Origin of the sequence: Streptomyces sp. NPDC046881, assembly GCF_040645015.1 — a bacterium.
Taxonomy (GTDB): domain Bacteria; phylum Actinomycetota; class Actinomycetes; order Streptomycetales; family Streptomycetaceae; genus Streptomyces.
Genome location: NZ_JBEYXJ010000120.1, coordinates 1 through 23,937, shown reverse-complemented (window position 1 = coordinate 23,937; position 23,937 = coordinate 1). Strand labels below are relative to the sequence as shown.

General features: G+C 69.6%; 31 protein-coding genes and 2 pseudogenes. 23 read left to right on the top strand and 10 right to left on the bottom strand.

Going from position 1 to position 23,937, the window contains the following annotated elements; translation table 11 throughout:
* The 7 genes from ABZ923_RS35465 to ABZ923_RS35435 form a co-directional block, all read left to right on the top strand.
* A partial coding sequence (locus ABZ923_RS35465) for a GGDEF domain-containing protein (RefSeq protein ID WP_361480497.1) occupies nucleotides 1-501 on the top strand: 501 nt, incomplete at its 5' end.
* Nucleotides 498-941, top strand: coding sequence for a hypothetical protein (locus ABZ923_RS35460; protein ID WP_361480494.1), 444 nt, complete (start codon nucleotides 498-500; stop codon nucleotides 939-941). The genes ABZ923_RS35465 and ABZ923_RS35460, both read left to right, overlap by 4 nt.
* Entirely contained in the window at nucleotides 938-1,225 is a 288-nt protein-coding gene (locus ABZ923_RS35455) for a hypothetical protein (RefSeq protein WP_361480491.1), read from the top strand. The genes ABZ923_RS35460 and ABZ923_RS35455 overlap by 4 nt, the downstream gene beginning before the upstream one ends.
* 20 nt (nucleotides 1,226-1,245) lie before the next feature.
* Nucleotides 1,246-1,446, top strand: coding sequence for a hypothetical protein (locus ABZ923_RS35450; RefSeq protein ID WP_361480488.1), 201 nt, complete (start codon nucleotides 1,246-1,248; stop codon nucleotides 1,444-1,446).
* Nucleotides 1,447-1,449: 3 nt separating this feature from the next.
* Nucleotides 1,450-1,935: a hypothetical protein gene (locus ABZ923_RS35445; protein WP_361480485.1), complete on the top strand. Its 486-nt coding sequence runs from the start codon at nucleotides 1,450-1,452 to the stop codon at nucleotides 1,933-1,935.
* Complete coding sequence (locus ABZ923_RS35440; protein WP_361480482.1) at nucleotides 1,935-2,117, top strand: hypothetical protein; 183 nt, start codon at nucleotides 1,935-1,937, stop codon at nucleotides 2,115-2,117. Before ABZ923_RS35445 ends, ABZ923_RS35440 begins: the two co-directional genes overlap by 1 nt.
* Before the next feature lie 90 nt (nucleotides 2,118-2,207).
* The gene (locus ABZ923_RS35435) at nucleotides 2,208-2,627 is read left to right on the top strand and encodes an RNase adapter RapZ (RefSeq protein WP_361480479.1); all 420 of its coding nucleotides are present in this window, start codon (nucleotides 2,208-2,210) and stop codon (nucleotides 2,625-2,627) included.
* A gap of 326 nt (nucleotides 2,628-2,953) precedes the next feature.
* On the opposite strand, the gene ABZ923_RS35430 is transcribed toward ABZ923_RS35435, so the two are convergent.
* Both ABZ923_RS35430 and ABZ923_RS35425 read right to left on the bottom strand, forming a co-directional pair.
* Nucleotides 2,954-4,189, bottom strand: a complete 1,236-nt coding sequence (locus tag ABZ923_RS35430; protein ID WP_361480477.1) for a plasmid partitioning protein — start codon at nucleotides 4,187-4,189, stop codon at nucleotides 2,954-2,956.
* Nucleotides 4,186-5,340, bottom strand: coding sequence for a ParA family protein (locus ABZ923_RS35425; RefSeq protein WP_361480474.1), 1,155 nt, complete (start codon nucleotides 5,338-5,340; stop codon nucleotides 4,186-4,188). Before ABZ923_RS35425 ends, ABZ923_RS35430 begins: the two co-directional genes overlap by 4 nt.
* Before the next feature lie 445 nt (nucleotides 5,341-5,785).
* Between ABZ923_RS35425 and ABZ923_RS35420 the strand changes: the two are divergent.
* From ABZ923_RS35420 to ABZ923_RS35410, 3 genes and pseudogenes are all read left to right on the top strand, one after another.
* Nucleotides 5,786-6,090: pseudogene (locus ABZ923_RS35420) on the top strand (lamin tail domain-containing protein); the annotation flags it as partial.
* Between the two features lie 387 nt (nucleotides 6,091-6,477).
* Entirely contained in the window at nucleotides 6,478-7,398 is a 921-nt protein-coding gene (locus ABZ923_RS35415) for a Ku protein (RefSeq protein WP_361480471.1), read from the top strand.
* Between the two features lie 311 nt (nucleotides 7,399-7,709).
* Nucleotides 7,710-7,916 carry a DUF6417 family protein gene (locus ABZ923_RS35410; RefSeq protein ID WP_361480506.1) on the top strand — a complete coding sequence of 69 codons (207 nt, stop codon included), beginning with the start codon at nucleotides 7,710-7,712 and terminating at the stop codon, nucleotides 7,914-7,916.
* Nucleotides 7,917-7,966: 50 nt separating this feature from the next.
* Here ABZ923_RS35410 and ABZ923_RS35405 read toward each other — a convergent pair.
* Nucleotides 7,967-8,221 (bottom strand): annotated as a pseudogene (locus ABZ923_RS35405) (DUF6233 domain-containing protein); the annotation flags it as partial.
* Between the two features lie 189 nt (nucleotides 8,222-8,410).
* Here ABZ923_RS35405 and ABZ923_RS35400 point away from each other — a divergent pair.
* Nucleotides 8,411-9,385 (top strand): hypothetical protein, encoded by a 975-nt coding sequence (locus tag ABZ923_RS35400; RefSeq protein ID WP_361480503.1) that lies wholly within the window; start codon nucleotides 8,411-8,413, stop codon nucleotides 9,383-9,385.
* Nucleotides 9,386-9,468: 83 nt separating this feature from the next.
* A complete protein-coding gene (locus ABZ923_RS35395; RefSeq protein ID WP_361480468.1) occupies nucleotides 9,469-9,669 on the top strand; it encodes a hypothetical protein in 201 nt (66 codons plus the stop codon).
* A gap of 325 nt (nucleotides 9,670-9,994) precedes the next feature.
* On the opposite strand, the gene ABZ923_RS35390 is transcribed toward ABZ923_RS35395, so the two are convergent.
* Nucleotides 9,995-10,264, bottom strand: a complete 270-nt coding sequence (locus tag ABZ923_RS35390) for a DUF3761 domain-containing protein (RefSeq protein WP_361480465.1) — start codon at nucleotides 10,262-10,264, stop codon at nucleotides 9,995-9,997.
* Between the two features lie 220 nt (nucleotides 10,265-10,484).
* Nucleotides 10,485-11,408, bottom strand: coding sequence for an ATP-dependent DNA ligase (locus tag ABZ923_RS35385; protein WP_361480462.1), 924 nt, complete (start codon nucleotides 11,406-11,408; stop codon nucleotides 10,485-10,487).
* A 531-nt stretch (nucleotides 11,409-11,939) separates the two neighbouring features.
* Between ABZ923_RS35385 and ABZ923_RS35380 the strand changes: the two genes are divergently transcribed.
* Nucleotides 11,940-12,425, top strand: a complete 486-nt coding sequence (locus ABZ923_RS35380; RefSeq protein ID WP_361480459.1) for a lamin tail domain-containing protein — start codon at nucleotides 11,940-11,942, stop codon at nucleotides 12,423-12,425.
* A 179-nt stretch (nucleotides 12,426-12,604) separates the two neighbouring features.
* On the opposite strand, the gene ABZ923_RS35375 is transcribed toward ABZ923_RS35380, so the two are convergent.
* Nucleotides 12,605-13,126: a hypothetical protein gene (locus tag ABZ923_RS35375; RefSeq protein ID WP_361480456.1), complete on the bottom strand. Its 522-nt coding sequence runs from the start codon at nucleotides 13,124-13,126 to the stop codon at nucleotides 12,605-12,607.
* Between the two features lie 680 nt (nucleotides 13,127-13,806).
* On the opposite strand from ABZ923_RS35375, the gene ABZ923_RS35370 reads away from it, so the two are divergent.
* Complete coding sequence (locus ABZ923_RS35370; protein ID WP_361480453.1) at nucleotides 13,807-14,469, top strand: HNH endonuclease family protein; 663 nt, start codon at nucleotides 13,807-13,809, stop codon at nucleotides 14,467-14,469.
* 268 nt (nucleotides 14,470-14,737) lie between these two features.
* Here the strand turns inward: ABZ923_RS35370 and ABZ923_RS35365 are convergent, their stop codons facing one another.
* Complete coding sequence (locus tag ABZ923_RS35365) at nucleotides 14,738-14,965, bottom strand: hypothetical protein (RefSeq protein WP_361480450.1); 228 nt, start codon at nucleotides 14,963-14,965, stop codon at nucleotides 14,738-14,740.
* Nucleotides 14,966-15,066: 101 nt separating this feature from the next.
* Here ABZ923_RS35365 and ABZ923_RS35360 point away from each other — a divergent pair, with 101 nt between their 5' ends.
* Nucleotides 15,067-15,555: a hypothetical protein gene (locus ABZ923_RS35360; protein WP_361480447.1), complete on the top strand. Its 489-nt coding sequence runs from the start codon at nucleotides 15,067-15,069 to the stop codon at nucleotides 15,553-15,555.
* 539 nt (nucleotides 15,556-16,094) lie between these two features.
* Nucleotides 16,095-16,250 carry a hypothetical protein gene (locus tag ABZ923_RS35355; protein ID WP_361480445.1) on the top strand — a complete coding sequence of 52 codons (156 nt, stop codon included), beginning with the start codon at nucleotides 16,095-16,097 and terminating at the stop codon, nucleotides 16,248-16,250.
* 182 nt (nucleotides 16,251-16,432) lie between these two features.
* On the opposite strand, the gene ABZ923_RS35350 is transcribed toward ABZ923_RS35355, so the two are convergent.
* Together ABZ923_RS35350 and ABZ923_RS35345 are read right to left on the bottom strand one after the other, a co-directional pair.
* Entirely contained in the window at nucleotides 16,433-16,852 is a 420-nt protein-coding gene (locus tag ABZ923_RS35350) for a hypothetical protein (protein ID WP_361480442.1), read from the bottom strand.
* An 11-nt stretch (nucleotides 16,853-16,863) separates the two neighbouring features.
* Complete coding sequence (locus tag ABZ923_RS35345; protein WP_361480440.1) at nucleotides 16,864-17,325, bottom strand: MarR family transcriptional regulator; 462 nt, start codon at nucleotides 17,323-17,325, stop codon at nucleotides 16,864-16,866.
* Nucleotides 17,326-17,633: 308 nt separating this feature from the next.
* Between ABZ923_RS35345 and ABZ923_RS35340 the strand changes: the two genes are divergently transcribed.
* From ABZ923_RS35340 to ABZ923_RS35315, 6 genes are all read left to right on the top strand, one after another.
* Nucleotides 17,634-17,813, top strand: a complete 180-nt coding sequence (locus tag ABZ923_RS35340) for a hypothetical protein (RefSeq protein WP_361480437.1) — start codon at nucleotides 17,634-17,636, stop codon at nucleotides 17,811-17,813.
* On the top strand, nucleotides 17,810-18,418 hold the full coding sequence (locus ABZ923_RS35335) for a sigma-70 family RNA polymerase sigma factor (protein ID WP_361480434.1): 609 nt from the start codon (nucleotides 17,810-17,812) through the stop codon (nucleotides 18,416-18,418). Before ABZ923_RS35340 ends, ABZ923_RS35335 begins: the two co-directional genes overlap by 4 nt.
* Entirely contained in the window at nucleotides 18,415-19,089 is a 675-nt protein-coding gene (locus tag ABZ923_RS35330) for a hypothetical protein (protein WP_361480431.1), read from the top strand. Before ABZ923_RS35335 ends, ABZ923_RS35330 begins: the two co-directional genes overlap by 4 nt.
* A 287-nt stretch (nucleotides 19,090-19,376) precedes the next feature.
* Nucleotides 19,377-19,754 (top strand): SH3 domain-containing protein, encoded by a 378-nt coding sequence (locus ABZ923_RS35325; RefSeq protein ID WP_361480428.1) that lies wholly within the window; start codon nucleotides 19,377-19,379, stop codon nucleotides 19,752-19,754.
* 145 nt (nucleotides 19,755-19,899) lie between these two features.
* The gene (locus ABZ923_RS35320) at nucleotides 19,900-20,133 is read left to right on the top strand and encodes a hypothetical protein (protein WP_361480425.1); all 234 of its coding nucleotides are present in this window, start codon (nucleotides 19,900-19,902) and stop codon (nucleotides 20,131-20,133) included.
* Nucleotides 20,133-20,405 (top strand): hypothetical protein, encoded by a 273-nt coding sequence (locus ABZ923_RS35315; protein WP_361480422.1) that lies wholly within the window; start codon nucleotides 20,133-20,135, stop codon nucleotides 20,403-20,405. The genes ABZ923_RS35320 and ABZ923_RS35315 overlap by 1 nt, the downstream gene beginning before the upstream one ends.
* A 305-nt stretch (nucleotides 20,406-20,710) precedes the next feature.
* On the opposite strand, the gene ABZ923_RS35310 is transcribed toward ABZ923_RS35315, so the two are convergent.
* Entirely contained in the window at nucleotides 20,711-21,295 is a 585-nt protein-coding gene (locus ABZ923_RS35310; protein ID WP_361480500.1) for a hypothetical protein, read from the bottom strand.
* Between the two features lie 1,168 nt (nucleotides 21,296-22,463).
* On the opposite strand from ABZ923_RS35310, the gene ABZ923_RS35305 reads away from it, so the two are divergent.
* Entirely contained in the window at nucleotides 22,464-23,822 is a 1,359-nt protein-coding gene (locus ABZ923_RS35305) for a hypothetical protein (protein ID WP_361480419.1), read from the top strand.
* The last annotated feature ends 115 nt before the right edge of the window (nucleotides 23,823-23,937 follow it).

The window sequence follows — 23,937 nt, the reverse complement described above, 5'->3', positions numbered from 1 at the left end:
GCCGCGTCCACCCGGTACTGCTCCGGGGCCAGGACCTGGCCGCCGACGTTCGACCAGGACCACTTCAAGGCCGTGAACGACGACTTCGGGCACCCGGCCGGGGACGCTGTCCTGGCCGCGACAGCCGCCCGGCTCACCTCGTGGGCGGGCCCACGCGCCGCCGCCGGCCGCCTCGGAGGCGATGAGTTTGCCGTCGTCCTGGAGCTGCCCGCCGCACGCCTGGAGCAGCGCCTCGCGCAGCTGGTCCGCATGCTTCGCACCCCCGTCGTCATCGAGGACGGCCGCACCGTCGACGTGGCCGCCTCGGTCGGTGCCGCGACCCCGACCGCGGTCGGCTCCCGCGACCTGACCGTGCTGCAACGGGCCGCCGACGCCGCGCTGTACGACGGCAAGCACTCGGGCCGCGCCGCCGTCGCCTCGCCCGCGCACACCACGGTGCCGTCTACCAACGGCCGCCGCGCCGGGCGCCCGGGAACGGCCGTATGGGGGCGAGCAGCATGAGCGTTGCGACCCTCCCGCAGGGCGACTGGATCCGCGGCATCAGCGTCCAACAGCCGCACGCCACCCGCATCCTGACCGGCGCCAAGGGCATCGAGAACCGCCCCAGGCCGTGGAGCTGGCGTGGCTGGATGCTCCTGCACGCGGGCCAGCGGATCGACCGGCCCGCCCTGTGCGACCCGCTGATCGCCCGCACGATCCGCGGCCGCGAGCTGACCATCGGAGCCGTGATCGGCATCGCGCGCCTGGTCGACTGCCACCAGGACCCCGAGGGCTCCGAGCCCTGCACCCCGTGGGCGCAGGCCGGCACCTGGCACCTGGTCCTCCAGGACGTCCAGGAGCTGCCGCTGCCGGTCCCCGCCGCCGGGCAGCTCGGGCCCTGGAAGCCGACCGAGGACCTGCTGGACCGCGTGTTCCAGCAGCTGCCCGCCTTCCGGCCGTGACCCGCAGGGGCCGCACGAAGAAGGAGAAGCCGCCGTTCGAGCCGGGCCTGATCCCGGCTCCCGGCGAGCTTCTCGTCTGGCGCGATGGCCAGCACTTCGACCGCTGGCAGGACCTCCCCTGCACGCTGTGCGGCCAGCCCACGCCCATGCGCTCCCACTCCGGCGAGCCCGTGCACAAGGCATGCGCGGAGGACTGGATCACCGCCCACCCCGTTGAGGGCCGCCTCGGGCGGTTCGCCTCCGACCTCACGCCGAAGCCCAAGGGCCAAGGCGACCACGCCTGACCTCCACCTGGAGGACCTCCATGAGCAGCACCGACCGCGACGTCGATCACGCCCTCGCCTACCCCGAGCCGCCGGCCTCCCCGCTCTGGCACCGCCACAGCGCGAAGGCCCGCCCGCTCACGCCCGCCCAGCAGCGGCGCAACCGCGAGCTGCTGGACATCGCCCAGCGCACCACCCGACCCCGCTCCTCTCGCCCCACCAAGCCCCTAGCGGAGAACTAGCTGATGGATACCAAGCACTGCGCCGTCGACGGCTGGGTCGACGCGATACCCGCCCCCGGCCCGCGCATCGGGACCGCCACCTTCGACCTGATCGTCCGACCCGCCGACATCGACGCGCTCCCCTATGACACCCCCGACACGGTCGTCACCTGCACCAGCGGCGACCCCCGGATCACCCACGAGCTGCTGAACGGCATCCAGCCTGGCGACCTGCTGCGTGTCACCGGCACCCTGGTCCAGCCGTCGGCACCCGGCGAGCCCGCCCGGCTCACCGTCGACGCCCTGGAGGTCCTGGACACCGGCTCGATCCCGGTCCTGCGGGACATGGTGATGGACCGCTACGGCGACTACTGCGTCATCTTCGACGCCGACCGCGACCAGGTCCCCGTCTTCACCGCGCACGGGACATGGGTCGGCGAGGCGGACAACCCCGACGCCATCGCCACCCTGATCGACATCCACGAGCGCGTGAACGGCGGTGACGCCTGATGGCCACCACCAGCCCGCAGGCCCGCACCGTCCTGGAGCGGTTCGCCGCCGGAGGCCCCCGCGGCTCCTGGCCGGCCGAAGAGTACGCCGCCAACTTACGCGCCCAGGGCACCAACGCTCAGGTCGTCATGGACCTGCGCACCGACCAGTTCCTCGTGGTCACCAACACCACCACCCACTAGCACCGCCCCGGAGCGCCGCGCCCCCGCCCTTCCCGGCTGGGCGCGGCGCTCCGCACGTTCCCGCCCTTCAACCCCGAGCAGGAGGCACCCTTGCGCCCGATCCGTCTGATCTCGTTCGGCTACCTGCACCTGCCCCCCGGCCCGAACGGCTCCCCTGTCCCGCCCGCCGCCGACCGGATCGAGGACGTCCGCGACCGGCTCCGCGACCCGGCCGCCGCCCGCGATATCGTCGACCTCGACGGCCTCCACCCCCACGTCCAGAACGTCGTCCTGAACACCCCCGGCGCCCGCGAGCTGCTCGCCAACCTCGCCGACTACGCCGACCTGCCCGCCGGCCCCCGCCGCATCGCTATCGGCTGTGCAGGCGGCAGGCACAGGGCATCCGGACTCACCGAGCTTCTGGCCCGGGAACTGCGCGCCCGAGGCCGCCAGGTCGACGTCGAACACCTCCACGTCCATCTCCCGCGCGTGCTCAAGGCGGCCGACGCCAGCACCGGAGTGAGCGCATGACGACCACCGGCCTGTAGGAGATCGTGACCAGCGGAGGCGCCCCATCCTGGGCACGGGACGAGTTCACCGCGTTCACTGGGGCGTGTGGGACGCTGCCTGGCGCGCGGTCTGGGCGCCTGTCATCGATCCCGGTGCCGTCTCTGTTACTGCCGCTATGCGACATCCGGCCGTACCAACAGCCCCCGTCGGTATCACCAATGCCGACGGGGATGTACCCGTCACCTGGGTATCCAGGGACACAGCGAAGGCCCGTACCTCTCATGGGGGTACGGGCCTTCGCTGTGTCCCAGGGGGCTTGTAGCCGGTGTGCGAGGCGGCAACCTCCGTCAGCTTGCGTTGGTCGCTCGCTTCTCTCGGTCACGGAGCAGCAGGTCGCACACCTTGTCGCGCTCTTCTGGCGGCATCTTGAACAGAAGCAGGTGTCCTGCCGCCACGCCGTCGTGGTACGGAAACTTCTTCACCTTTGACTGGTCTTGCTGACTGTCACTTTCGTCGGCGTCCGGAGCCACCGTCGACTGGGAGCGCTGGCTCGTGCTGCCATCCGAAGCGACCGTATGGGTGCTGTTCTCCGCGTGTTCGTTGTCCGCGGACAACGAGTCCTGCTGATCGTCTCCGGGTGACCTGTCTGCGTCAGCCGGAGGCAGTGCTGGCTCGCCTCCTCCCAGTTTCGTCTGCGCCGGCACCTTCAACTTGTTGTCCGCGGACAACGGAGTGGCCAGCGGACCCGGTCGTTCGGTCGATGCTTCAGGCTTGTTGTCCGCGGACAACAAGCCTTCCCGCGCCGCCGCCACCGCTTCCTTCTCAAGGGCCTTGGCCCGAGCAGCGGCGTCCTTCGTCTCCTGGTGGTAGTCCAACAGCTCAGCTGCATCGAGTCCCGGGTGGTCCTTCAAATGGCGAGCCAGAAGCCGTCCGTCACGCTCAGACATAGTGCCGGCGCTCAGCATCGTCTGAATCTCAACCGGCAACGTCAGCAAGATGAGCTGGTTGGTTACCCAGGACCGGTCCTTCCCGAGTTGCTCAGCCGCTCGGGCACGGGCACCACGCTCCGACTCCTCCGCGCAGACACTCACCAGCTGCTCAACGCCGCGCGCACGCTCAATGACGTCGAAGTCCTCGCGGCTGAGGTTCTCCTCCAGCAGGTGCTTTATGAACCTCTCACGCGAAGACGCCAGCTCATCTCGGACTACAAAGTCCAGGGACTCCAGCCCTACGTGCGCAGCACTGCGGAAGCGGCGCTCACCATTGACCAGGACGTGCAAGGCAGCCCCGATGCGGTCTTCGTGATCGGGCCACAGTGCCAGATACGCGTGGCGGGTGACCACGACGCATGCTGCGAGCTGGACCTGACGCAGTTCCTCTCCGAACCGCGTCAGCTCCTCATCAGTGCCGAAGTTACGCCGCGGGTTGAGAGGCGTGGGCGACACCTCATCCAGCCGCAGACGCACGAGCTCGTAGGCGGGAATCTCACCCTCGGTGATGGCCTTAGCCCTGCCCCGGGCGCTGCGTTCTCGGCGCTGACCGAACGACGATCCGGTCCCGAGCTTGTCTGCGATGCTGCTCACGCGCTGATCCTCCTAGCCACCGTGCGCATGACCTCCGACTGCTCCCCGTATGGAGCATGCACAAGAAGCGGCTGCTTCACCCGGACCGCCTCCCGTTGGTCCTTCAGCTCTGGAACGACAGCGATGACGGGCGGATCGCCGATCTTTCGCCACTCTTCAAGTGAGGAGGTGGCCACGTACCCCTTGCGGGCGTCGTACAGGTTGACGACGAATCCGAGCATGGAGATGTCGACGTCCAGGTCGCCGGTGAGGTCCTGGATCTGGTCGTCGAGCATGTCGAAGGCGTCTGCAGAAGAGTCTTCGGCCTGGACGACGATCACGATGCCGGAGGTGTTGTCCTCTTCGCCTTCACGGGTGCGGCAGTAGTACAGCGCGGTGTCCATCGAGTAGCCCAGGCTGGGAGGGCAGTCGACGACGATGAAGTCGAACTCTTTCTCCAGCTGTTCAAGGGCCTTCTCGAGGGCGGTTTCCTTGACCCGGACGTAGCGGCTGGTGGCCAGCTTGGCGTCGAGGAGGAAGGCGTCCTTGCAGGACGGCAGCAGCCAGAGGTGGTCCTCGAAGTCGCCCCCCTTTATCGGGACGAGCAAGTCACGGAGTTCGCCCTTCGCCTCACCGAGCATGTGTTTGGCCAGGCTCGGGCTGTCGATGTCCAGCATCTTGTGGCCGAGCTGCACGGTCAGGTGGCCCTGCGGGTCGAAGTCGATGAGCAAGGTGCGGTGTCCGGACTCGGCGAGGGCCTGTGCCGTGCCGGCAGCAACCGACGTTTTGCCCACCCCTCCCTTCTGGTTGCCGAAGATGACCCGTCGGGCTCCCGTGACTCGGGCCGGCTTCGGCCGGGGGGAGGGGTTGCTGTCCAGCCACAGGCGGATGGCCTGGGCCATGCCCTGGTTGTAGGAGATCCCTCGCTTCTTACAGACGTCCTTGAGGCGGCCATACAGCCCGGTAGGGAGATAGGTCGAGAACGAGGAGCCACCGCTGGTGTCAACCTCCGGGCGGGGCTTCGCTTTACGCCAGGCCTCGACCCCCTCAGTGACGGCGTCTTGGATGTCTCTGTCCAGCTCCGCTGCTCGAACCTTCAGCTCCTTGCGCAGGTCAGCAGGCAGCTTCGCTACTACCTTTTCCCGATCGGTCGGGTCGTATGGCGCGGTCATGGCGCTACCTTACTCGCCTCTACCGCCTCGGAAACCCCACAAAACGCGTGACGCTGAAGTTTGTTGTCCGCGGACAACGAGCGAGTACCGGTCACGTGTCAGGAGAGCCCGTCTGGCGCCGCTCCCGCTCACGGCAGTCCCCCGGTGGCCGGCCGAACCTGTGGCGCGCCGCGCGGGGCCGCCGCCGGGGATGAGTGGTCACGGTGAACTCGACCGCGCACCCGGGCGCGGACCAGCGGCGGTTGGGTGGGGAGTGGAGTCCCTTCGGAGAGAGGAGACCGCGGTGGTGCGCATCGGCTGGACTCCACTCCGGTGCGCGCCATCGGGTTAGGGAGTGCAGGAAATCCCTGCATCTGCAGCGTTCGGTGCGATTCATCGGGCGCACCGGTTCGCGCGCCGATGATGCAGTGCACTCCCGCCCGCCGCACCGGTGCGCTGCACGAGTTCGCTGAACGGCGAGTGGGCGGAGCTCACCAACGACTTGCGGTGGGCGGTGAATCTGGACGGCTGGAACCTCTCCGACGAGGACGGCCACACCTACACCTTCGACCACTACCAGCTGAACGGCCGCGCCACGTCCGCGTCCACACCGGCATCGGCCGCGACAGGAAGGCGGAGCTGTACCAGGACCGGCGGGCGTACGTGTGGGACAACCGCTCCGACACCGCGGCCCTGCGCAACCACCGTGACCGGTTCGTCGACGAGGTCTCCTGGGGTCACCACCGTGGTGACGACCTCGCCCGGCGGTAGGTGACGCCAGCCCATGCACCGGGTGTGTCCATGGTGGGTCGCCTCGTACGGGAGCGGCTCACCTTCTTTTGCGGATCGCGTGGTCAGCCAGCTGCGGTACTTGTCGGTCACACCCCGTTCGGATGCTCGCCGTCGTTCCAGGCCGGCACCCGATGGGTATCGCGACCGAACTCGGGGACCGGCCGCGACACCCTCACCCGGAGGGCATTCACAACGCATCCAGCGGAGTGCCCCTCAGCAGCGCATGCACACGGAGCCGAACGGGTGGCCTGATCACGGGCCGTCTGAACACCACCGCGCGGGCCGGACGCGGTGATGCGGACAGATGCGGGCCGCCGACGGCGTTCCTACGCTGGAGGAGCTCGGGGTGAGTACGAGAGGTGGGTCATGCCCCGAACGATCTGGTCCGGCGCGATCTCCTTCGGCCTGGTCACCGTGCCGATCAACGTGGTCGGCGCCACCGAGGACCACAGCATCCACTTCCACCAGTACCACCTGCCCGACCAGGGACGGGTCCGCTACCGCAAGGTATGCGAGCTAGAGGACCGCGAGGTCTCCCAGGAAGAGATCGGCAAGGGATACGAGCTGACCGCGACGCAGGTCATCCCGATCACCGACGAGGACCTCAGCAACCTGCCCCTGCCGACCGCCAAGGCGATCGAGATCGACGCGTTCGTCCCCCTGGAGTCGGTCGACCCGATCCGCATCGCCGACGGCTACTACCTCCAGCCCGCCGGCCAGGTCGCGGCCAAACCGTACAAACTCCTGGTCAAGGCCCTGTCACGCTCGTCGAAGGTGGCCGTAGCCAAATACGCATGGTCCGGCCGGGAACGGCTCGGGCTGCTGCGGGTGCGCGACGACGTCCTGGTCCTGCACGCCATGCGCTGGCCCGACGAGATCCGCGACCCCACCGAACTGCTCCCACCGCCGACCGAGGTGTCCGAGGCGGAGATCGAGGGCGCGCTCGCTCTGATGGACACCATGACGGTGGAGGAGCTGGAGGGCCCTGAGTTCCAGGACCGCTATACCGAGGCCATCGCGCAGCTCATCGAGGCGAAGCGTGAGGCCAAGCCGCTTCCGCAGGCGCCGGAGCCTGAGCAGCCGGCCGCCGTGCTGGATCTGATGGCCGCGTTGCAGGAATCGGTGTCGAAAGCGAAGGCCTCCCGCGGTGAGCGTGCCGGACCGGCCGAGGTGCACGAGCTGCCGCAGCCGAAGAAGGCCGCCGCGAAGAAGCAGCCGGCGAAGAAGACCGCGGCGAAGAAGCCGGCTGCAGGGAAGGCAGCCGGCCGCCGGCCTCGCAGCGCCTGAGCCCGGGATCCGTGCACTGACCCAACCCTGCGACCCGTGCGCCGCCCGACGGCGGGGAATGCCCAGCGGGCGGTTGCGGTTGTAGGAGGCGTGGTGGTGAAGGGGACTGTGTCCCCGGGCCTCACCTATTGCCTGCGGGGACGATCGTTCGGCTGAAGCCCCGCAGAGCCTTTCGCCGCATAGGCGACCACCCTTTCATGACCACACCCTTCACGGGTTCAGCCCCGGCCGGCGGCCACGCCGACCGGGGCTGTCGCGCGCCTGCTGCCAGGGCGCGTGACCGGGGCGGGACGCACAGAGTTGCCACGGTCATGGACGACCACGAGCACCTGGATCTGGACGAGATCGAATTCGCGCCGATGGAGACAGCAGGCGAGCGACTGCCGCTGCTCACGCTTCACGAGGCGCACGACCTGCTGACCTTGCTGCGCCGTGTTGCGGCCGAGTACGGGGCCCATGTGCCGGAGGCTGGGCGCTGGGCCAAGGAGATCGCTGCCCGCGTCCCGTCACAGGAGTGACACGGCGCCGGGCGGCCGCGGCTGGGTAAGCCGGCGATGCCGAGAGCGGTGTCGGGGCGGCAGTGACTGCACGCGCTGGTGCCGTCGGTGAGCAGACGCCGAGCCTCATCCGCACCGACGGGCCGGCGCCGTTTGCCCGCCATGTAGCAGCTGCCCCGATGGACCTGCACGGGCGGCCGGCTGACCCCGATACCGAGTTCGACGATCCAGTCCGGCGCGGCCGGCCTGGATCGTCGGCCGCGCTCCTGCTCGGCCTGCCGCTGCACCAGCTGCACGATCTTGCGGTCGATGCGCGCCAGCCACATCGCGTGCCATACCCGCAAGGTGCGCAGCCGCTCCAGGTCCGGCGGCAGGTCATCGAACATGTTTTTGATTCTACTTCCATGATCATGCCTCCGCACTCGCGTGTTCGATTTTATGTTCGATAACGTGAGGGGCAGGAGGTGAGCACCGTGAACGACGCAGGCAGCCGGAGGACGACGGATGCGACGGTGATGCACGTGCGCTGCCCTGACCGGTTGCCGGAGGAGACCTACCGGCAGGTGCTGGAGCTGCTGGCAGGCCTGTCCCCGGTCGTACAGGCATTGCCGCCCACCGCGGCTCTGGTGGAGCTGAAGGGCGCGCTGCGCTATCACGGCACCGATGCCGCTCACCTGGGAGAGATCCTGCGGATCCGGTCGATCTCTCGGCTCGGCGTCGACCTCAGGATCGGCATCGCCCCGACGATCACGGTCGCCGCGACCGCCTCCGCCCAGATCACCGGTCCAGGCGGTGTCCTCGCCATCGCCCCGGAAGAGGTCACCGACTGGCTCGATCCGCTGCCGGTGGAATACCTGCACGGCATCGGCCCCCGTCAGGCCGCCGTCCTGCGGGACTACGGCATCCACAGCATCGGCCTGCTCGCCGTGGTCTCCCCGGCCACGGTGCAGCGCCTTCTGGGCAAGAAGGCCGGCCGGGTCGCCGCCGACCGCGCCCGCGGCATCGACCCCCGGCCCGTCGTCCCCCGCGCCCTGCCGGCCTCCGCCGTCGTACGCCACCGCTTCACCCACCACACCCTGGACGGCGCCACCGTCCGGGCCGCCCTCCTCGACCTCGTCGTCCAGCTCGGCCACCAGCTGCGCCGCCGCGGCCAGGCCGCCCAGGCCCTGACCCTCACCTTGCGCTTCGCGGGCGGCACCAGCTGGGACAAGACCCGCCGCCTGCCCGAACCCTCCGCCCACGACGACGACCTGCGCACCCTCGCCTACCAGCTGATGGACGCCGCCGGCCTGCAGCGCGCCCGCCTGACCGGGATCGTCCTGAAAGCCGAGGACCTCATCGACGCCGCCCAGGCAGCCCAGCAGATCAGCCTGGATACCGCCCGCGAGTCCCGCCTCGTTGCCGAACAGACCATGGACCGCATTCGGGACAAGTTCGGCCGCGCCTGCATCGGCCCGGCCGCCGTCATGCCCTTCCGCCACGCCTCATGAGCCGTCTCACGGTGCAAGCCGATCCCGGATGTACAGCTGCGGGCGGCCGCGTCCCGGGGACAGCCCCTCGGAAGCTTCGTCGTATGGCGCATTCCGGCCGCTATCACCTGATGCTCGCTACCGGCGGCCGATCGGTGCAGCACGGCTGGTGGGACCGCCAGGAGGTGGCCCGGGACAAGTTCCGACGCTGGGTCGGCGAATATCAGAGCATGCCCGACGCTCGCATAAGTCTCACCGATCTGGAGAGCGGAGACGTGTTGGCCACGTGGCCCGACGAGCGGTAGAAGACGCAGGGCGGTCACTGAGATGGCCTCCCGACCGGACTTCGGCCTCTACCTGGGCGGCCGACCTCTCGCGTGCCGGGTCCCTGCGCTCCTGGAAACAGTGTGCCGACAGGCCGGACGCCCCGTTGCTTCCCGCTGGGCTCCGCCGCCTCGCGAGTTCCGGAGAACCAGTCCGGGCGTCACTACGAGTTCGTCCGGACACCGGTGACAGCGAAGCCCGGCCTCCTGGAAGGCCGGGCCCGGATGCCTGTGCTAGACCTTCAACCGCTCCTCAACGACACACTGCTCTGGTTGAGGAAGAAGGCCGGAGCTGCAGCGGCTCCCTCTACTTGAACCAGTAGCGGACGCCCTTGTGGTGGGAGCAGGTGCCCTGTGAGTGCCGGGAGTACGACAGGGAAGCGTCCTTGCACTTCGCGGTCTCGTACTTGTCCGCGGGCTTCTGGTGGTGCGTCCAGCCGCACACCCCGGTGGTGTGGTGGATGCAGTGGTGAGCGGTGTTGGTCGACGGCAGGGTCGCTGCGGACGCGGCCGGTGCGCTGAAGAAGACGCCGGCGACGGCAACCGCCAGGGCCGAGGCAGCAAGACGAGCGCGCAAAAGAATCCCCCTCATGGAGCTGTGCAAGTGCACGGAACTTTATAGCGCTTTCAACTGCTTTCCGGACCGACTTGGTGCTTCTGTGCCCGGACCGTGGTGCCCTGTGCTCTCGGGCGCGACCGCCCGCGCCCGACACCCCTGCTCCTGCAACGCGTTGGGCGGCCGTCGGCCGCTGGTACCAGGCCCCGGCAGGTCTTGGCATGAGCCGGTCGGCTGGCTGTCACCCGGCGGCCGACACCGCCCCTTCACCGAACTTGGTGACGTTGCCGGGCGGCACGTCGTCGCGGAGCCGTACGACCCGTACCGGGTGCCGCCAGACTCCCCGGTCCTGGGCGGTGTCCACCTCGATCTCCGCCACCAAGCTCGGCTCGACAAGAAGGACGTTCAGCGGGGTCCGCGAGCCCCAGGACGCAGTGAACCGGACCCCCTCCCAGGGATGTCCCGGCCCGGCCGCGGTGAGCCCCACTGCGGCCAGATGCCGGGCCGTCTCAGGGCGCAGCGGAGTACTGCGGGCGACCGCGCGCAGGGCGCCGACCGCGTCGTACCGGCCCAGCAGCAGACTCCCGGGCCGTGCCAGGGTCCCGGTGATCGCGCCGACGATCGCCTCGGTGGTGTCCCGGCGGCGGACCTTCAACCAGCCGCGCACCCCGGGCAAGTAGTGCTGCGCCCGGCCCTTGATCACCAGGCCCTCGACCCCGGGCTGCTGCGTCCACGTCGTCAGCCACTCCCGCGCCACCTGCACGACGTCGGTGGCCCGGCACAGCAGCCACGGCGGAGCTACGCCGTCCTCGGTGAACAGCTGCTCCAGCCGTGCGCGCCGCGCGGTGTACGGCTCCGCCAGCAGCACCTCACCGCCGGCCTGGAGGACGTCGAAGGCGACGAAGTACGCGGGCATCTCGGCGGCGAGCCGCACGGCGCTACGCCCGCGCGAGGCGGTCCGGCGCTGCAAGGCCTCGAACGACGGTTCGCCGCCGTGCAGAACGACGAGTAGCTCGCCGTCCAGGACCAGGCCGCCGGGCAGAAACCGCTCGGCGGCCGCCACCAGATCCGGGAACCGGTCCTGGATCAGCGCGCCGCGCCGGGACTGCACCAGCACCGGACCGCCGCCGCGGCCCGGGGCGAAGACCAGGCGCCGCCTGTACAAGCGCTGACGCACCGTGATGGAGGGCGGCGCCCGAGTCCATCGGCGACATCGTCACCCGCGCCGGCGAGCGGGTCGAGATCGGTCCCCGTCGATGTTCCTTCAGATGAGCGAGTCCGGACTGGCCAGCTCTTGGCCGCCCCGGCGTCCAGCCCCGCATCGCTGAAACCGGGGGACGGGGCTGTTACTCACTTTCGGGTGAGTGCTTGCGCCGTGGTGGGGTGGCGTGTGCCGGTGGTCTGCGTCCGCATACCAGTGCTCACGCGGGACCGGCACTCGACGAGGCATCAATCTGGGGCATCTAAGCCATAAATGGTCGATGCAGGCTACAGTCATCGAAATATGGTGAAACGGTAACGGCCTTCGCGTTTCCCTCACGGCGGTGAAGGTGCGGGTTGCAGGGTGTGGGTGTGCGGCCGGCCGGCTGCACACAGCACAACGCACCATGTCGGGCCGGAGGATGCCTCCGTGGGCCCGGCCGGGTGCGCACCTGAAGGGGGACCACTCGTGTCCGTTTCTTCTTCCGTCCGTCGCATGACCGCCGCTGCTGCCGTGGCCGCCGTCGTCGTCGGGGTCGCGGCGCTGCCGGCGTCGGCCGCCGACCACCACCACCATCCGGTGGTGTACATCAGTGACGTGCAGTACGACTCCCCGGGCCGCGACGACCGCTCCAACCGCTCCCTGAACAAGGAGTGGGTGGAGATCACCAACGACTCCCGGCGGGCGGTGAACCTGGACGGCTGGACCCTCTCCGACGAGGACGACCACACCTACACCTTCGACCACTACCGCCTGCCCGGCCGCGCCACCGTCCGGATCCACACCGGCATCGGCCATGACATCAGGACGGACCTGTACCAGGACCGCCGCCACTACGTGTGGGACAACCGCTCCGACACCGCGACCCTGCGCAACCACCGTGACCGGTTCGTCGACGAGGTGTCCTGGGGCTATGACCGCGGCCACCGCGGTGACGACCGGCACCGCGGCGGTGACCACCGCGGCGGCCACCGCGACTGACCTCCTCGGCCGGCGGTAGGTGATGCCGGCCCATGAGCCGGACGTGTCCATGGTGGGTGGCCTCGTGCGGGGGCGGCCCGCCTTGCACCGTGGCTGTGAGCAGCCCCGCTCCACAGGAGGTGGGGGCTGCTCGCGGCCGTGTAGGCGTCAGGGTGTCGTTGGGGGATGGGGTGGCTGGGTCAGAGGTTGTCGATGGACCACCAGACCTTCTCGGCGTTGCTGTCCGGTTCGAGGACGACGACCTCGCCCAAGCCGTTGCCGTAGTACGGGGTCATGATCTGGCGCGCGGAGCGGCTGTAGATCTTGTACGCGCCGTCGAAGGGGCGCTGGGTCAGTTCCCACTGGAACTCCAGGCCGGTTCCGCAGGTACCCTCGGTGACCCGCGGCTTGTTCCACCAGGGAGCGCCGGGCTTGAGGCACATGCCGGTTTTGGTGTTGCGGATGATGTAGACGAAGCCTGCGAGGTGCTCGAACTCCCACTGGTCGGCTCCGAGGGTCTGGCCGCGGTCCCAGACGTAGTGCACCCATCCGTCCTGGAATCCGTCGCCCCAGTTGTGCGGCAGCAGACTGCCGCCGGTCTTGATGTTGACGATGTGGGTGTTCAGGGCCTGCGCGTTGGCCGTGGTCGTGGTCACGGCTCCGCCGAGCAGTGCGCCGAGCATGCCGGCGACGAGGAGGAGCCGGGTCAGGATGCGATGCATGCGGATGTCCTTTCTGCGGTGCAGTGATGGCGTCCCCCGAACCTCGCTGGGTGAGGCGGTGTTGGGGGTGAGCGGCGGGCTGGAGGGAGCGCTGCCGGTACCGACGGGCGCCACCGGCTGACCGGCTTGCGTGTTCGAGTCTGCGATCCGGGCAGCTGTGGCTGCTCTCGCGGGGTTGGCTGGCTTGGCGGCCGCACGGGGCGGCGGTGCGGGAGCCGTCGAATAGCGCACCGTATTCAAATGAGTACTTAAAGTGACGGCCGCATGGTTCTCGTCACCCGTGCGCAGCAGGTTTCAAAGCCCTGTACCCCGGCTTCTCTTGCCGGGGTCGGCACTCTCTCTGCCGTCGACGCACCGCTCCAGTCACACAGGCGTCCCTGACAACTCCGCCCCGGCCCAGCAGAGGCCGAAAGCAGTCCCTCACGGCCCCTCGCTCACCCTTTCTCCCGGTGAATCGGTGAACGCGAAATTGACGCACACTCAGTGCGCAGTGCAGGCGCTTTGAACGTTCCATTTCTCTACCGGTCAGTGGCCGGCAGAGACCTTCGACGCCTCGCTGCTGTGCCGCGTTCCGGATGGCCGACAGGTGATCGTTTCTGCGGTGAACCCTTTCGCCCGCCCAGGTGAGACGACCCGCCGGCACCGCCTGACGCGGACGTGGCGCCGCTATCAACAACGGCGTGATCACCAACAACAGGCGCGCTGTGGTCGCGGTCGTCATGGCCCTGGCCGCTCTCGCGCCCACCACTGCCAGCCCTGCTCACGCCGACCAGATCCGCCTGCTGGAAGGCATCGCCTCCCTCCCGGTCGAGCCCGAGATCCGCACCGGCTACGACCGGGACAAGCTCTACCCCCACTGGAAAGACCTCGACCGCAACGGCTGCCCGGCCGACAAAGACGTCCTGATCAACGAGGCCATCGAAGACCCCGACGTCGGGCCGGGCTGCAAGCTGACCGGCGGCGTCTGGTACTCCTACTACGACGCCAAGGAGATCCACGGCTCAGGCCCTGGCAAGATCGACATCGACCACCTCGTCCCGCTCGCCGAGGTCCACGACTCCGGCGGCCACAGCTGGAGCCCCGAGCGCCGCAAGCGCTACGCCAACGATCTCGACAGCGACACCACCCTCGTCGCGGTCAGCGCCCGCTCCAACCGGCAGAAGGCGGACAAGGACCCGGCCGACTGGATGCCGATCCCGGCCGCCCGCTGCCAGTACCTGGGCGAGTGGGTGGAGACCAAACTCCGCTGGAACCTGTCCGTCGATCCGGCTGAGCGCGACGCCCTCCTGGACTACGCCGCCGACTGCCCCAACGCCACCCTGACCTACGAACCCGCCGCATAACGTCCAGCGCGCCCCGGCCGGGCCCTGCCGCACAATGCCCCTCAGCCGGCCGGCTTGGCCCCGCCCTACGCCATCACGGCTGGCCGGGGACTGAGCACTTCCAGGGGGTCGGGGGCCGGGCCACTTCAGATCCGTCAGTCGCAGGTAGGCGTCCTGCCGGCCCCACCGGACGTTGCAGGCGCAGAAGCGCTGCGAATTACGGGAAGGGGTGACCGGTGGCCGCCACGCCGGGGCGACGGCCACCGTTCACCTGCGCAGGCCGGGATCGTCAGTGGGTCGCTCCGGCGGCGACCGCGATGTCCGACTCGTGGGCCAGCGCGGTCGACAGCACGACGCGGAGTCCTTTCGCCGAGGCGTCGACCGGGAGCGAGGGGACCTGGCCCTTCACCGCGCGGGGCATCTCAGAGGTGTGCGGGATGTGGACGAAGCCGCCACGCCGCTGCTTGCCCTCGGTGGCCAGCAGGTGCATCAGGCCGTAGAACACATGGTTGCACACGAAACCACCAGGCATCCCTGCGGGAGGTCGTCGCGGTCGCCGACGCTGCCCTGCGGGACCTGGAGCCGCTCACCGTCGGGCGGCGTGCCCGGCAGGAGGCGGTGTCGCTGCGCGGAGCGCTGCACCTGCGGTGCGCGATCGCGCACGCCCGCGGCGGCCGTGGGGACGACGCGTGGGCACGGATCGACGCGGCGCTGGAGGACTCCGACCGCCTTGGCGACCAGTGGTACGACATGGAGCAGCAGACCGTGTTCGGGCGCGGGGTCGTGGCGGTGCACGCGGCCGAGGCCGGGGTGGAGGTAGGACAGCCCGACGCAGGCCTGCGCCGCGTCCGCGACGTCCACATCGGGGACGTGCCCAGCCGGGAGCGGCGCACGCAGTACGCGATCGACCGGGCCCGGGCCCTGCACCGGATGGGGCAGAGCCCGGCGGCCGTGGTCCAGCTGCGCGAGGCGGCGGCGGACGCCCCGTACTACGTGTACGCCGACCCCATGTCCCGCGCCCTGATCAGCGATCTCGCCCGGGTGGGAGCGCCGTCGCAGGCCTCGGCGCTGAGCGGGCTGATCCGGCACCTGGAACTCGTCAGCTGAGACCAACTCACCCCGGTCTGTCCAGACATTGGAGGGAATCGACCCCTAGTTTTTCTAGGGGGCACAGCCGTCTGCCGCCTCCATCCTCGGATGCGTCATCTCCCGTATCCGAGTGATCACTTGGGGTTATCGGCCATGGAGCCGATCAGCACCACCGACCCGCGGGCCACCGCCCGCGCCCGCGCCTACCTCCGCCTCGGCTGGCCACTGGCGTTAGGACACCGCCACCGTCCCCGGCAGGGCTGCACCTGGCAGCCATCGCCCCGGACTCGGCGGCCGACCTGCGCCACCGCGAAGTCCGCTGGCTCCAGGACCGGGGCGTCCAGGTCTGCTACTCGTGGGCACCCCTCGCGGCGCAGGCGCAGAGGGCAGGCCGTGCCTAGGACGACCACATCCTTGCTGCACCGTCACCATCCCTGGATCGGCCGGACCGTGGAGGACACCGCCACCGGCCGCAGAGGCATCCTCCGCGCGGTCGCCCCCACCCCGGACACCTCCCACCCGGTCGCCTGGCTCGCGCCAGCCGGCGGCGGACGCGAGTGGACCACCAGCCTCGGTGCCCTCGCCAACCCGTCGCCGATCACACCCGACACTCACCCCCGGGCAGCGCCGTGACCCGTGACGCGGTCGCGACCCTCGCCCTGGTCGTCGTCACCAGCAGCCTGGTCTCGCTGCTGCTCCTGGTGGTGACCTAGACCCCGCCGACCGCGCGCCCCCTGTCGCGGCCGGTGGGAGCCGTGCCCCGGACCACCACCCCCCTCCCCGGTCCGAGGCACGGCCGTGCCTCGCGCGGGTGATCTCCCAGCTCGCGCCGTAACAGCAGCGCGCTGCTCGGTGAGGTGGTCGGCCGCCTCGGCGAGTCGTGAGTGGGGCAGGCTCACGCGCCGGTTTCCAAGATGCGCTTGAGGGTGGCGAGCTCGGTGTCGACCAGGGCGACCTGCTCGTCGAAGAAGGCGTCGGTGAAGGCTGGGGGCTGGAAGAAAGTGATCAGGAATTCAGATCCGGTGCCGTTGGCCACGACGCGGGCGGGGACCTGCCAGGACGCCTGCTCCTCGACGTAGTCGTGGTCGAGGGTGCCCAGTTCGGCGTTGCTGCGGATGCGGAGCCGTGCGGGGCCGTGCGGGGTGGTCATCAGCCACCAGTCCGGCTCGTCGGTGGGCTCGATGGCCTTGACGTTGACGATCGCCCAGGCGGGCCAGTTCGACGCGTCGGCGAGGAAGGCGAAGACGTCGGCCGCGGCGCGCTCGATGGTGACGGTCTTGGTGACCGAGCGTGCGGTGGTGGGGGTGGTGCTCACGGTGGTGCCTTTCAAGGGGTGGGTGGTGCGGGGGGCTCTGGGTGGGCTTCCCCGACGAGGTGGCGTATCCAGGACTCCAGCTGGCGGCGCTGGTCCGGTTCCAGGGCGGCGAAGAAGTGGGCGTCGTTGCGGTCGGCGATCTCTGCCAGCTTGGGGGCCAGGTCGCGGCCGGCGTCGGTGAGCGTCAGTCGTACGGTGCGGCGGGAGGCAGGGTCCGGTTGTCGGGTCGTCAGCCCCTTGGCGGCCAGGCGGTCGACCAGGCGGGAAACCGCGCCGGCATCGATGCCCATAAAGCGGGCCACCTCGCGGGTGGTGGTGGCGTCGCCTCGGTACAGGGTGATCAGGACCGCCCACTGGGAGACGGTCACGTCGTGCTCGGCGAGTTCCCGTTCGAAGCGGCCGTGGACTTCGTCGGAGAGCCGGCGAAGCCAGTAGCCGAGGTGGTCGCGCAAGCCGCTGGTGGAAGATGTCACCCCTCCACCATGAGTGCCGCGACAACTGTTGTCAAGACAACATTTGCGCGCCCGGCCGTGCAGTCACGCTGTGCTACTTGTTCCTTCTCCGTAGTTCGGGAGAGTAGGGCCCGGGCGGCCGCTCGGCCTGTTGGTCGATGATTGAACTTGCCGCAATCATTTCGATACTGACCGTAACTTTTTCGGGGGTTCGGCTGCACGTTTCGCCCGCCTGAGGCGCTTGGTTGGGTGGAGGCGGCTGTCGTCTCCGGTGCCGGGGGGGTGAGGCGGTGCGGCACCTGGAATGGAACAGGTACAGGGGAGGACCCGTGCAGCAGACCGCTGCCGCGTGGTTGTTCGAGATCGCGCTCGCCCTCAGGGTGTTCGGCCCGGACGTGGTCCGCGGATGCCGCCGGCTGCTCACCGCCGGCGTCCGCTTCGGCATCACTCAGCTGACCGGCGCCCGCACCCCGGCTCGTACCACCGAGTCGGACCAGGAGGCGTCGTGAGCAACGAGGGGGGAACGGAAGACACCGGCGGCGCCGTGGGCGCGCCGCGCGCGGTGCCGATCGACCAGTGGGACGTCGCCGCACAGATGTCGTACTGGGCGTTCCACCAGCAGCGCCGGGTCGACTACATGCGCTACGCCTACCTCCAGCTCGGCTCGGACGCCGACGCCGAGGAGGCCGTCGACCTGACCTTCGACCTGATGATGGACCACTGGCTCCGCATGCTGGAGATGGAGAACCTGGAGGGCTACGCCTGGAAGATCCTCAAACGCCGCATCATCGACATGCACCGCAAGCGCCGGCGGCGCCCGGAGCTGATGGAGACCGCCGCCTTCGAGGCCGCGCTCGCCGACCACGTCGAAGACCCGTACGACACGCTGACCGACGCCATCACCCTGTACGCCGCCGTCCGCGACCTGAGCGAGCGGCAGCGCGACGCGATCCTGCTGCACTACGGCATGGACTTCACCACAGCCGAAGCCGCCGAGGTGATGGGCAACCAGGAAGCCACCGTAAGGTCCCAGCTCCGCACCGGCCGCGAACGCCTCGCCGCCACGCTCAAACTCCGCTGCCCGGAGCACCCCAACGGGAAGAACCGCTCATGACCCCGCTGCCTGAAGACCACCGCACCATCGACGACCTGCTCGCCTCGGCCCGCACCCGCAACCGCTACGCCACCTACGACATGACCGCCGCCGAGGCCCGCCTGCGGGCCCGGCAGGCCGCCCGCCACCGGCCGCCCGGCCAGCGCGCCACCGACACCGCCTCCGTCCACACCGAATGGACCACCCCCGAGGACGAGCGCACCCCGGACGCCGACCGGGCCTGGTGGGACCTGAACGCCGTCTGTCTGCTGGCCCTCGGACCCGACGCCGACCAGCACCTCGCCGCCTTCATCACCAGCCACTACGCCGACAAGGCCGGCGCGCTCGTCTTCGCCTGCCTGCTGCACCTGAGCGGAGACAGCAGCGGAGCCCGGTTCTGGTGGCGCTTCGCCGCCGGCGTCGGCCACCCCGTCGCCGAGTACTGCCTCTTCCTCGAACACGCCCGCAGCGGCGAGTACCACGACGCCGACTACTGGCGCACCGAACTGGTACGCCACCGGTTCGCCCCCGACCTCCTGTGCGGTGACCGATCCACCGCCCCGGTACTCAACCCGCCCATGGACCCGGTCCACTCCCACATCCTGCGCCCGCACCACCCGGAAATCGGCACCGTCCCCCTCCCCACCCCCTCCCTGGTCGTCCAGCTACGCCAACTCACCTCCCCCCTGTAAGAGCTGGCCTTCCACCCACGGCCGGCCGGCCGTCAGCCAGCCGGGACTGCGCTGCAGGAGGAGTTCGCCCCGCGAGGGACGGGACAGCCGCCGCCAGCGGTGAAGGGGGCGCCGGCCGCGCTGGCGTCCCCCCGGCGCCCGGGCCGGGAGCCATCTGTAGGGGCCAGCGGGATGCCGTGCCCCGGACCACACCATCCCCTCCCCGGTCCGGGGCACGGCCGTGCCCCGCGCGGGTGATCTCCCGTCTCGTGCCGTAACAGCACTGCGCAGGGGCGGGTTTGGCGGGCATGACCCGACTGATCCTCACAGCGGCTGTTGCCGCCGTCCTGTCCAGCGCCGTGGCCATCCCGCAGGCCTCGGCCGGCACCCCCGAACAGCCCCCGACCGCGTCGGCGCGGGCGGACTTCAGCAAGTGCGGCTACGAGGTCACCGACGCCGTACGGCTGAGGACCGGACCCGGAACCCGCTACACCGCCCTCGGCCTGCTCCACCGAGGCGACGCGGTGTATGCCTCCCAGGCCCGGGGCGGCTGGTACCGGGTCCGCCTGGCCTACGACTCCGGCAGCGAGTCTGGCACCCGCAAGTCGTCAGGGCTACGCGAGGGCACCACAGGGTGGGTGGTCAGGCGCGCGCTGCGGGCGAGCGTGTGCACACAGCTCGACTGAGTCAGAGGGTGGGGCCGGACCGGCGGTGTCCGTCCCCGCACACGAACCCTGGCCTCGGGCATGACTGGCTGAAGCGGTACCGGCTCGCCTGGGTCCGGCGATACCGTGATGGGACACGCCCGTTCCGCGCCCTATGGAGCCCTCGATGAGCGACCAGCCGGCCCCCTCCGACACAGCCCGGCAGCAGCTGGACCCCGCGGCCGCCGACGCGGTCCGCGCGTACGCGGCCCGTACCCGGGCCGACGCCGACCGGCTCGCCGGCGTCCTGGAGGACATCGCCGCCAACGGTCTGCCGTCGGTGGAGGAGTGCACCCCGTGGGAGGAACTGCGCGAGCAGCATCTCGCCCGGCTCGCCCGCCAGCGCCCGGCCGTCGCCTGATGGCCCCACAGAACGGCCCGCGCCGCGCCCGGATCGCGTTCTCCGACTCCGCCGCCAAACAGCTGGAGAACATCACCACCGAGGCAGCTATCCACGCCCTGGACCGCGCCCTGGTCGTCATCTCCGTCGACCCCGACATCGGCGAGCCGATCCCCGGCAATGCCGCCGGCCCCCGGCTGCGCCAATACACCGACGACATCGAGCAGGTGCGCGTCCTGTACTTCGTCACCGCGCTGCGCACCGTCGTAGTCGTCGCCTACATCGAGGTCTAGCCCCGCCCGGGCCGAGTGCGCCGCACCGGCTGCCGTCCCTGCACTCATCGCTGGGCCGCCAGCCGCCTCGGAGTCACGGCGCCGGCGGACATATGGCGGTATCAACGTGCTTCGGGGTCGTTCCGTTCGGCGTCCAACAAGTTCACCGCGGTCGGGCCGGGCGCCGGGATGTAGGCGCCGTGGGGTGCGGGTGGTGGTGGGCGAGTGGGGCGACCACCACCACCGTGCGGGCATCGCTCGTCAGGTCGGTGTTGGTGCCGGCTGGGGCACCCTTGGGGTAGCGGCGGCCGGCGACGGTGTGGCTGTTACTTCAGACCGAGTCGTTGTTCGGCGGTGACCCAGTCTGAGGCGATGGCTTGCTGGGCTGCTGTGAGGGTGACTCGTCCGTTGCAGATGGCTGTGTGCAGGCGGGTTTCGACTTTGTCCTTGTCGTTGTTCGGGCCGGCGCCCGGCCTGTGTCCGGGGCTCGGCGGTTCCACCCAGAGGTTGCGCGGGTCGTTGGGGTCCCCGCCCAGCTGCAGTGAGACCAGGTGGTCGTACTCGGCGTCGTGCAGGCTCGCCTTGTCGGTCTTGTAGCCGTACGAGGCGGCGTTCGCGACCTTCTCACGGCCCGTCACCGAGGCCGGGGGACGGATCTTCGAGGTGTACCCGTGCGGGTTGCAGATGGTGGCCTTGAGGGTCCGGGTGGTGACCTTCGGGTTGAGCGCACCGGGGGTGCAGTGGCTGTCGGGCAGCGGCTGTGCGTGGTCGTGCCGGTAGTGGCAGGTACCCGGTGCCGGCTGCTTCTGCACGGTGTAGTGGTCCTGGGGACCGGGCCCGTAGGGAAGGGACGAGCCGGTGGCGCCGGCCGGACTCGCGCCGAGGACGAGCGCAGCACTGGCGGCAAGCATGCCCACAGCAGCGAACGCGCGATGGTAACTGGTCATGGACTCCCCGTTCTGCAGACCGCAGAGACATCGGCGGCGCGGTCACTTCCACCACTTCATGCGGTCTGGCATGTGATCTCCGGCCGGTGATCACCGGCCGGACCAGAACCTACCCTCCCGGCCGATAAGGTGACCAGCCATCACGTGATGCTGTACACCCCTCGGCGGGTGAGAGTTGGCGGCACACCCACCGCCAATCGACCGACCTGTGCCGACGCTGACCACGGACGCCACCCCGCGGCCGCCACCCGTCGAACAGGCCACCGACGACGAGCACCAGGAAAATGACCCTCGCACGCGAACAGCCGGCGGACCGGTCCCCGGCCGCCGTCCAGCGTCAGGCGCACGGTGCGCACCTTCACCCGCGCCGGCCCAGCCGGCGCTGCTATGCGGCGTCCGGCGCTGGCAGCTTGATCCCCCCTGGCCCGCGAAACCCAGTGGAGGCGCTGGCGCGGCGAGGAGGCTGTAGTCCAGGGTCCGCAGGCCCGAGCCCTCAGGTGCCAGGGCGCGAGGCTCCACAGCCCGTCCCGGTCGGGAACCGGCTCAACGGGGCAGTTGAAGGCTCCTGCGTTCTTGTGACGGTTACCTGAGGCTCCAGCACCTCGACCCCGGCCTGCCGGGCGATGTCCGTGGTGGCGTCGCTGCAGTTGTTCCGGGCCTTCCCGGAGCCGGGGGCCGACGAGCCGGCCCCGATCGACAGGCCCGCATCGAGCACCGCTGCCAGGCCCACGTCTTCCACGCCGCGGCTCTGCCGCCGGGCCGGTGCAGAGTGCGCGGCGCGGGAAGCGGGGTCGTCGGCCGTGCTGCCGCAGCCTGCCAACCCGCAGGCGACGGAAAAGGGTCGGGGGTGATCTTGAGTTGATGGGATGGCGGGTGCGTGTGACTGGAACCTGCTGTGTTTGCCGTTGTGGGCTGGGGGCTGACGGTCGGGTGATCTCGGTCAAAGTGTCGTGCTGATCAGGACAAGTCCGACTCATGAAACACGATTTCGCTCAGGTGTTCGTAAGGCTGTGTGTTGACCAGCCGCTGGAGGTGAGATCTGGCGGCGCACGAGTGTGGGGGTTCGTAGATGGGGAGTACAAGATGGTGGCCGTCTGGCAGCAGGCTGCTGACGGCACTTACGGCACTCGTCGTGGTGTCGGCGGCCTCCCCCGCGTTGGCGAGCGCGGAGCCGCGGGGCGAGCTGCGGGTGGAGTCCTACGTTCTGCCGCTCGGTGAGGTGAGGTCGTCGCTGCAGGAGCTGGCGACTCCGCAGGGGCGCGAGGAGTTGCAGCAGTTGGCGGGGCGGGCCGATTCTGGCGCGCGGCTGGCGCAGGAGACGAGGGGGCCGGCGGCCGCGTATGCGCCCGTGTCGCGTCGGGCCTCCGCTTACGCGTCGCCGAGCGATGAGTCAAGGGGGGCGCCGGGGGCCGGGCCGGGTGCGACGGCACCGGAACCGTCGCGGAAGATGACGCTCGACGAGTGCAAGAAGGGCTTGGGTTCCGACAATCCGTTCTTCGTGAAGTCGCGGTTCGCCGTGTGTGATGGCGCCTCGTTCGTGCAGGAATGGCTCGTCAACGGCCGTCCCTCCGGTGCCAGCATGTTCAACCTGCGCGTCGTCGGAACGATCGCGAAGAACAGTCGCACCATCGACTACCAGTACTACTACACCGATTTCGAGGTGACCGGCAGGACCGGGGCACTGACCATGCCCATCAGCACCAAGGGAACCACCCCGAAGACCTGGCCGTCCGGCGCTCACTTCACGCACGGCGGGAACATGCCCGGCACCAAGACGTGGACGCAGTTGAAAGCGCTGCGCACGTTTCACCACACGATGAACGCCAAGCCCGGTCAGGGAAGTGGACGCGCGGATGTGCTGGCCGCGGTCTACGAGCCGGCGGTCAGTTTCAAGCCGCCGGCTCCCTGGCAGCTGAGCGGCGACACAGGCGGCAAGCTGTTCATGCTCGCACCACTATGGGACGCTGCGTCCTATCTGCCCAACTCCACCGGTGGCGGAAACCCGGCGAAGAAGGGTGCGGCAAGCTTCGCCTACTACGCGTCGCTGACTCTGAGTGCGAAGGCGGGCGCGGAGGAACGCGCCGAAGCCCAGCACATCAAGACGGCGTTCACTCATCCGGAGGACACCAAGCCGTACATGTCGGCTAAGAAAGTGCCCGGTCAGACCGTCAAGGCCCCGCTGCACCGGACAGTGAGCGCGAAACGGAACGAGGACAACCGCAACGCGGCGAAGAAGCAGTGCAGGCGCTACTGGGGGGACGGGTACTCCCACGGCGGGACGCGGGACTGTGACGAGTACCCGTTCGCCAGTACCTATGAAGGTGCTGCTGAACACGACTACGACCCTGAGGTACGGAAGTTCAACTTCTCGGTGAAACCCATCGCCAAGGAAGACAACCAGGCTGGTGGATCCATTCTGAAGGGCTTCTACAGCAAGAACCGCATCCTCGACGGCATGAACGACGGATTCATCGTCAGGATCATCGGCTGAAGTGTCTCGTGTCGGGAGCGGCCGGGCCCCGCCCCCCCCGAGCCGCGGCGGGCTTATAAAAGGCGGGCGCAAAATTATGGAGATACGCGCCGCTGCCTAGAGGGGGTGCGAGCGA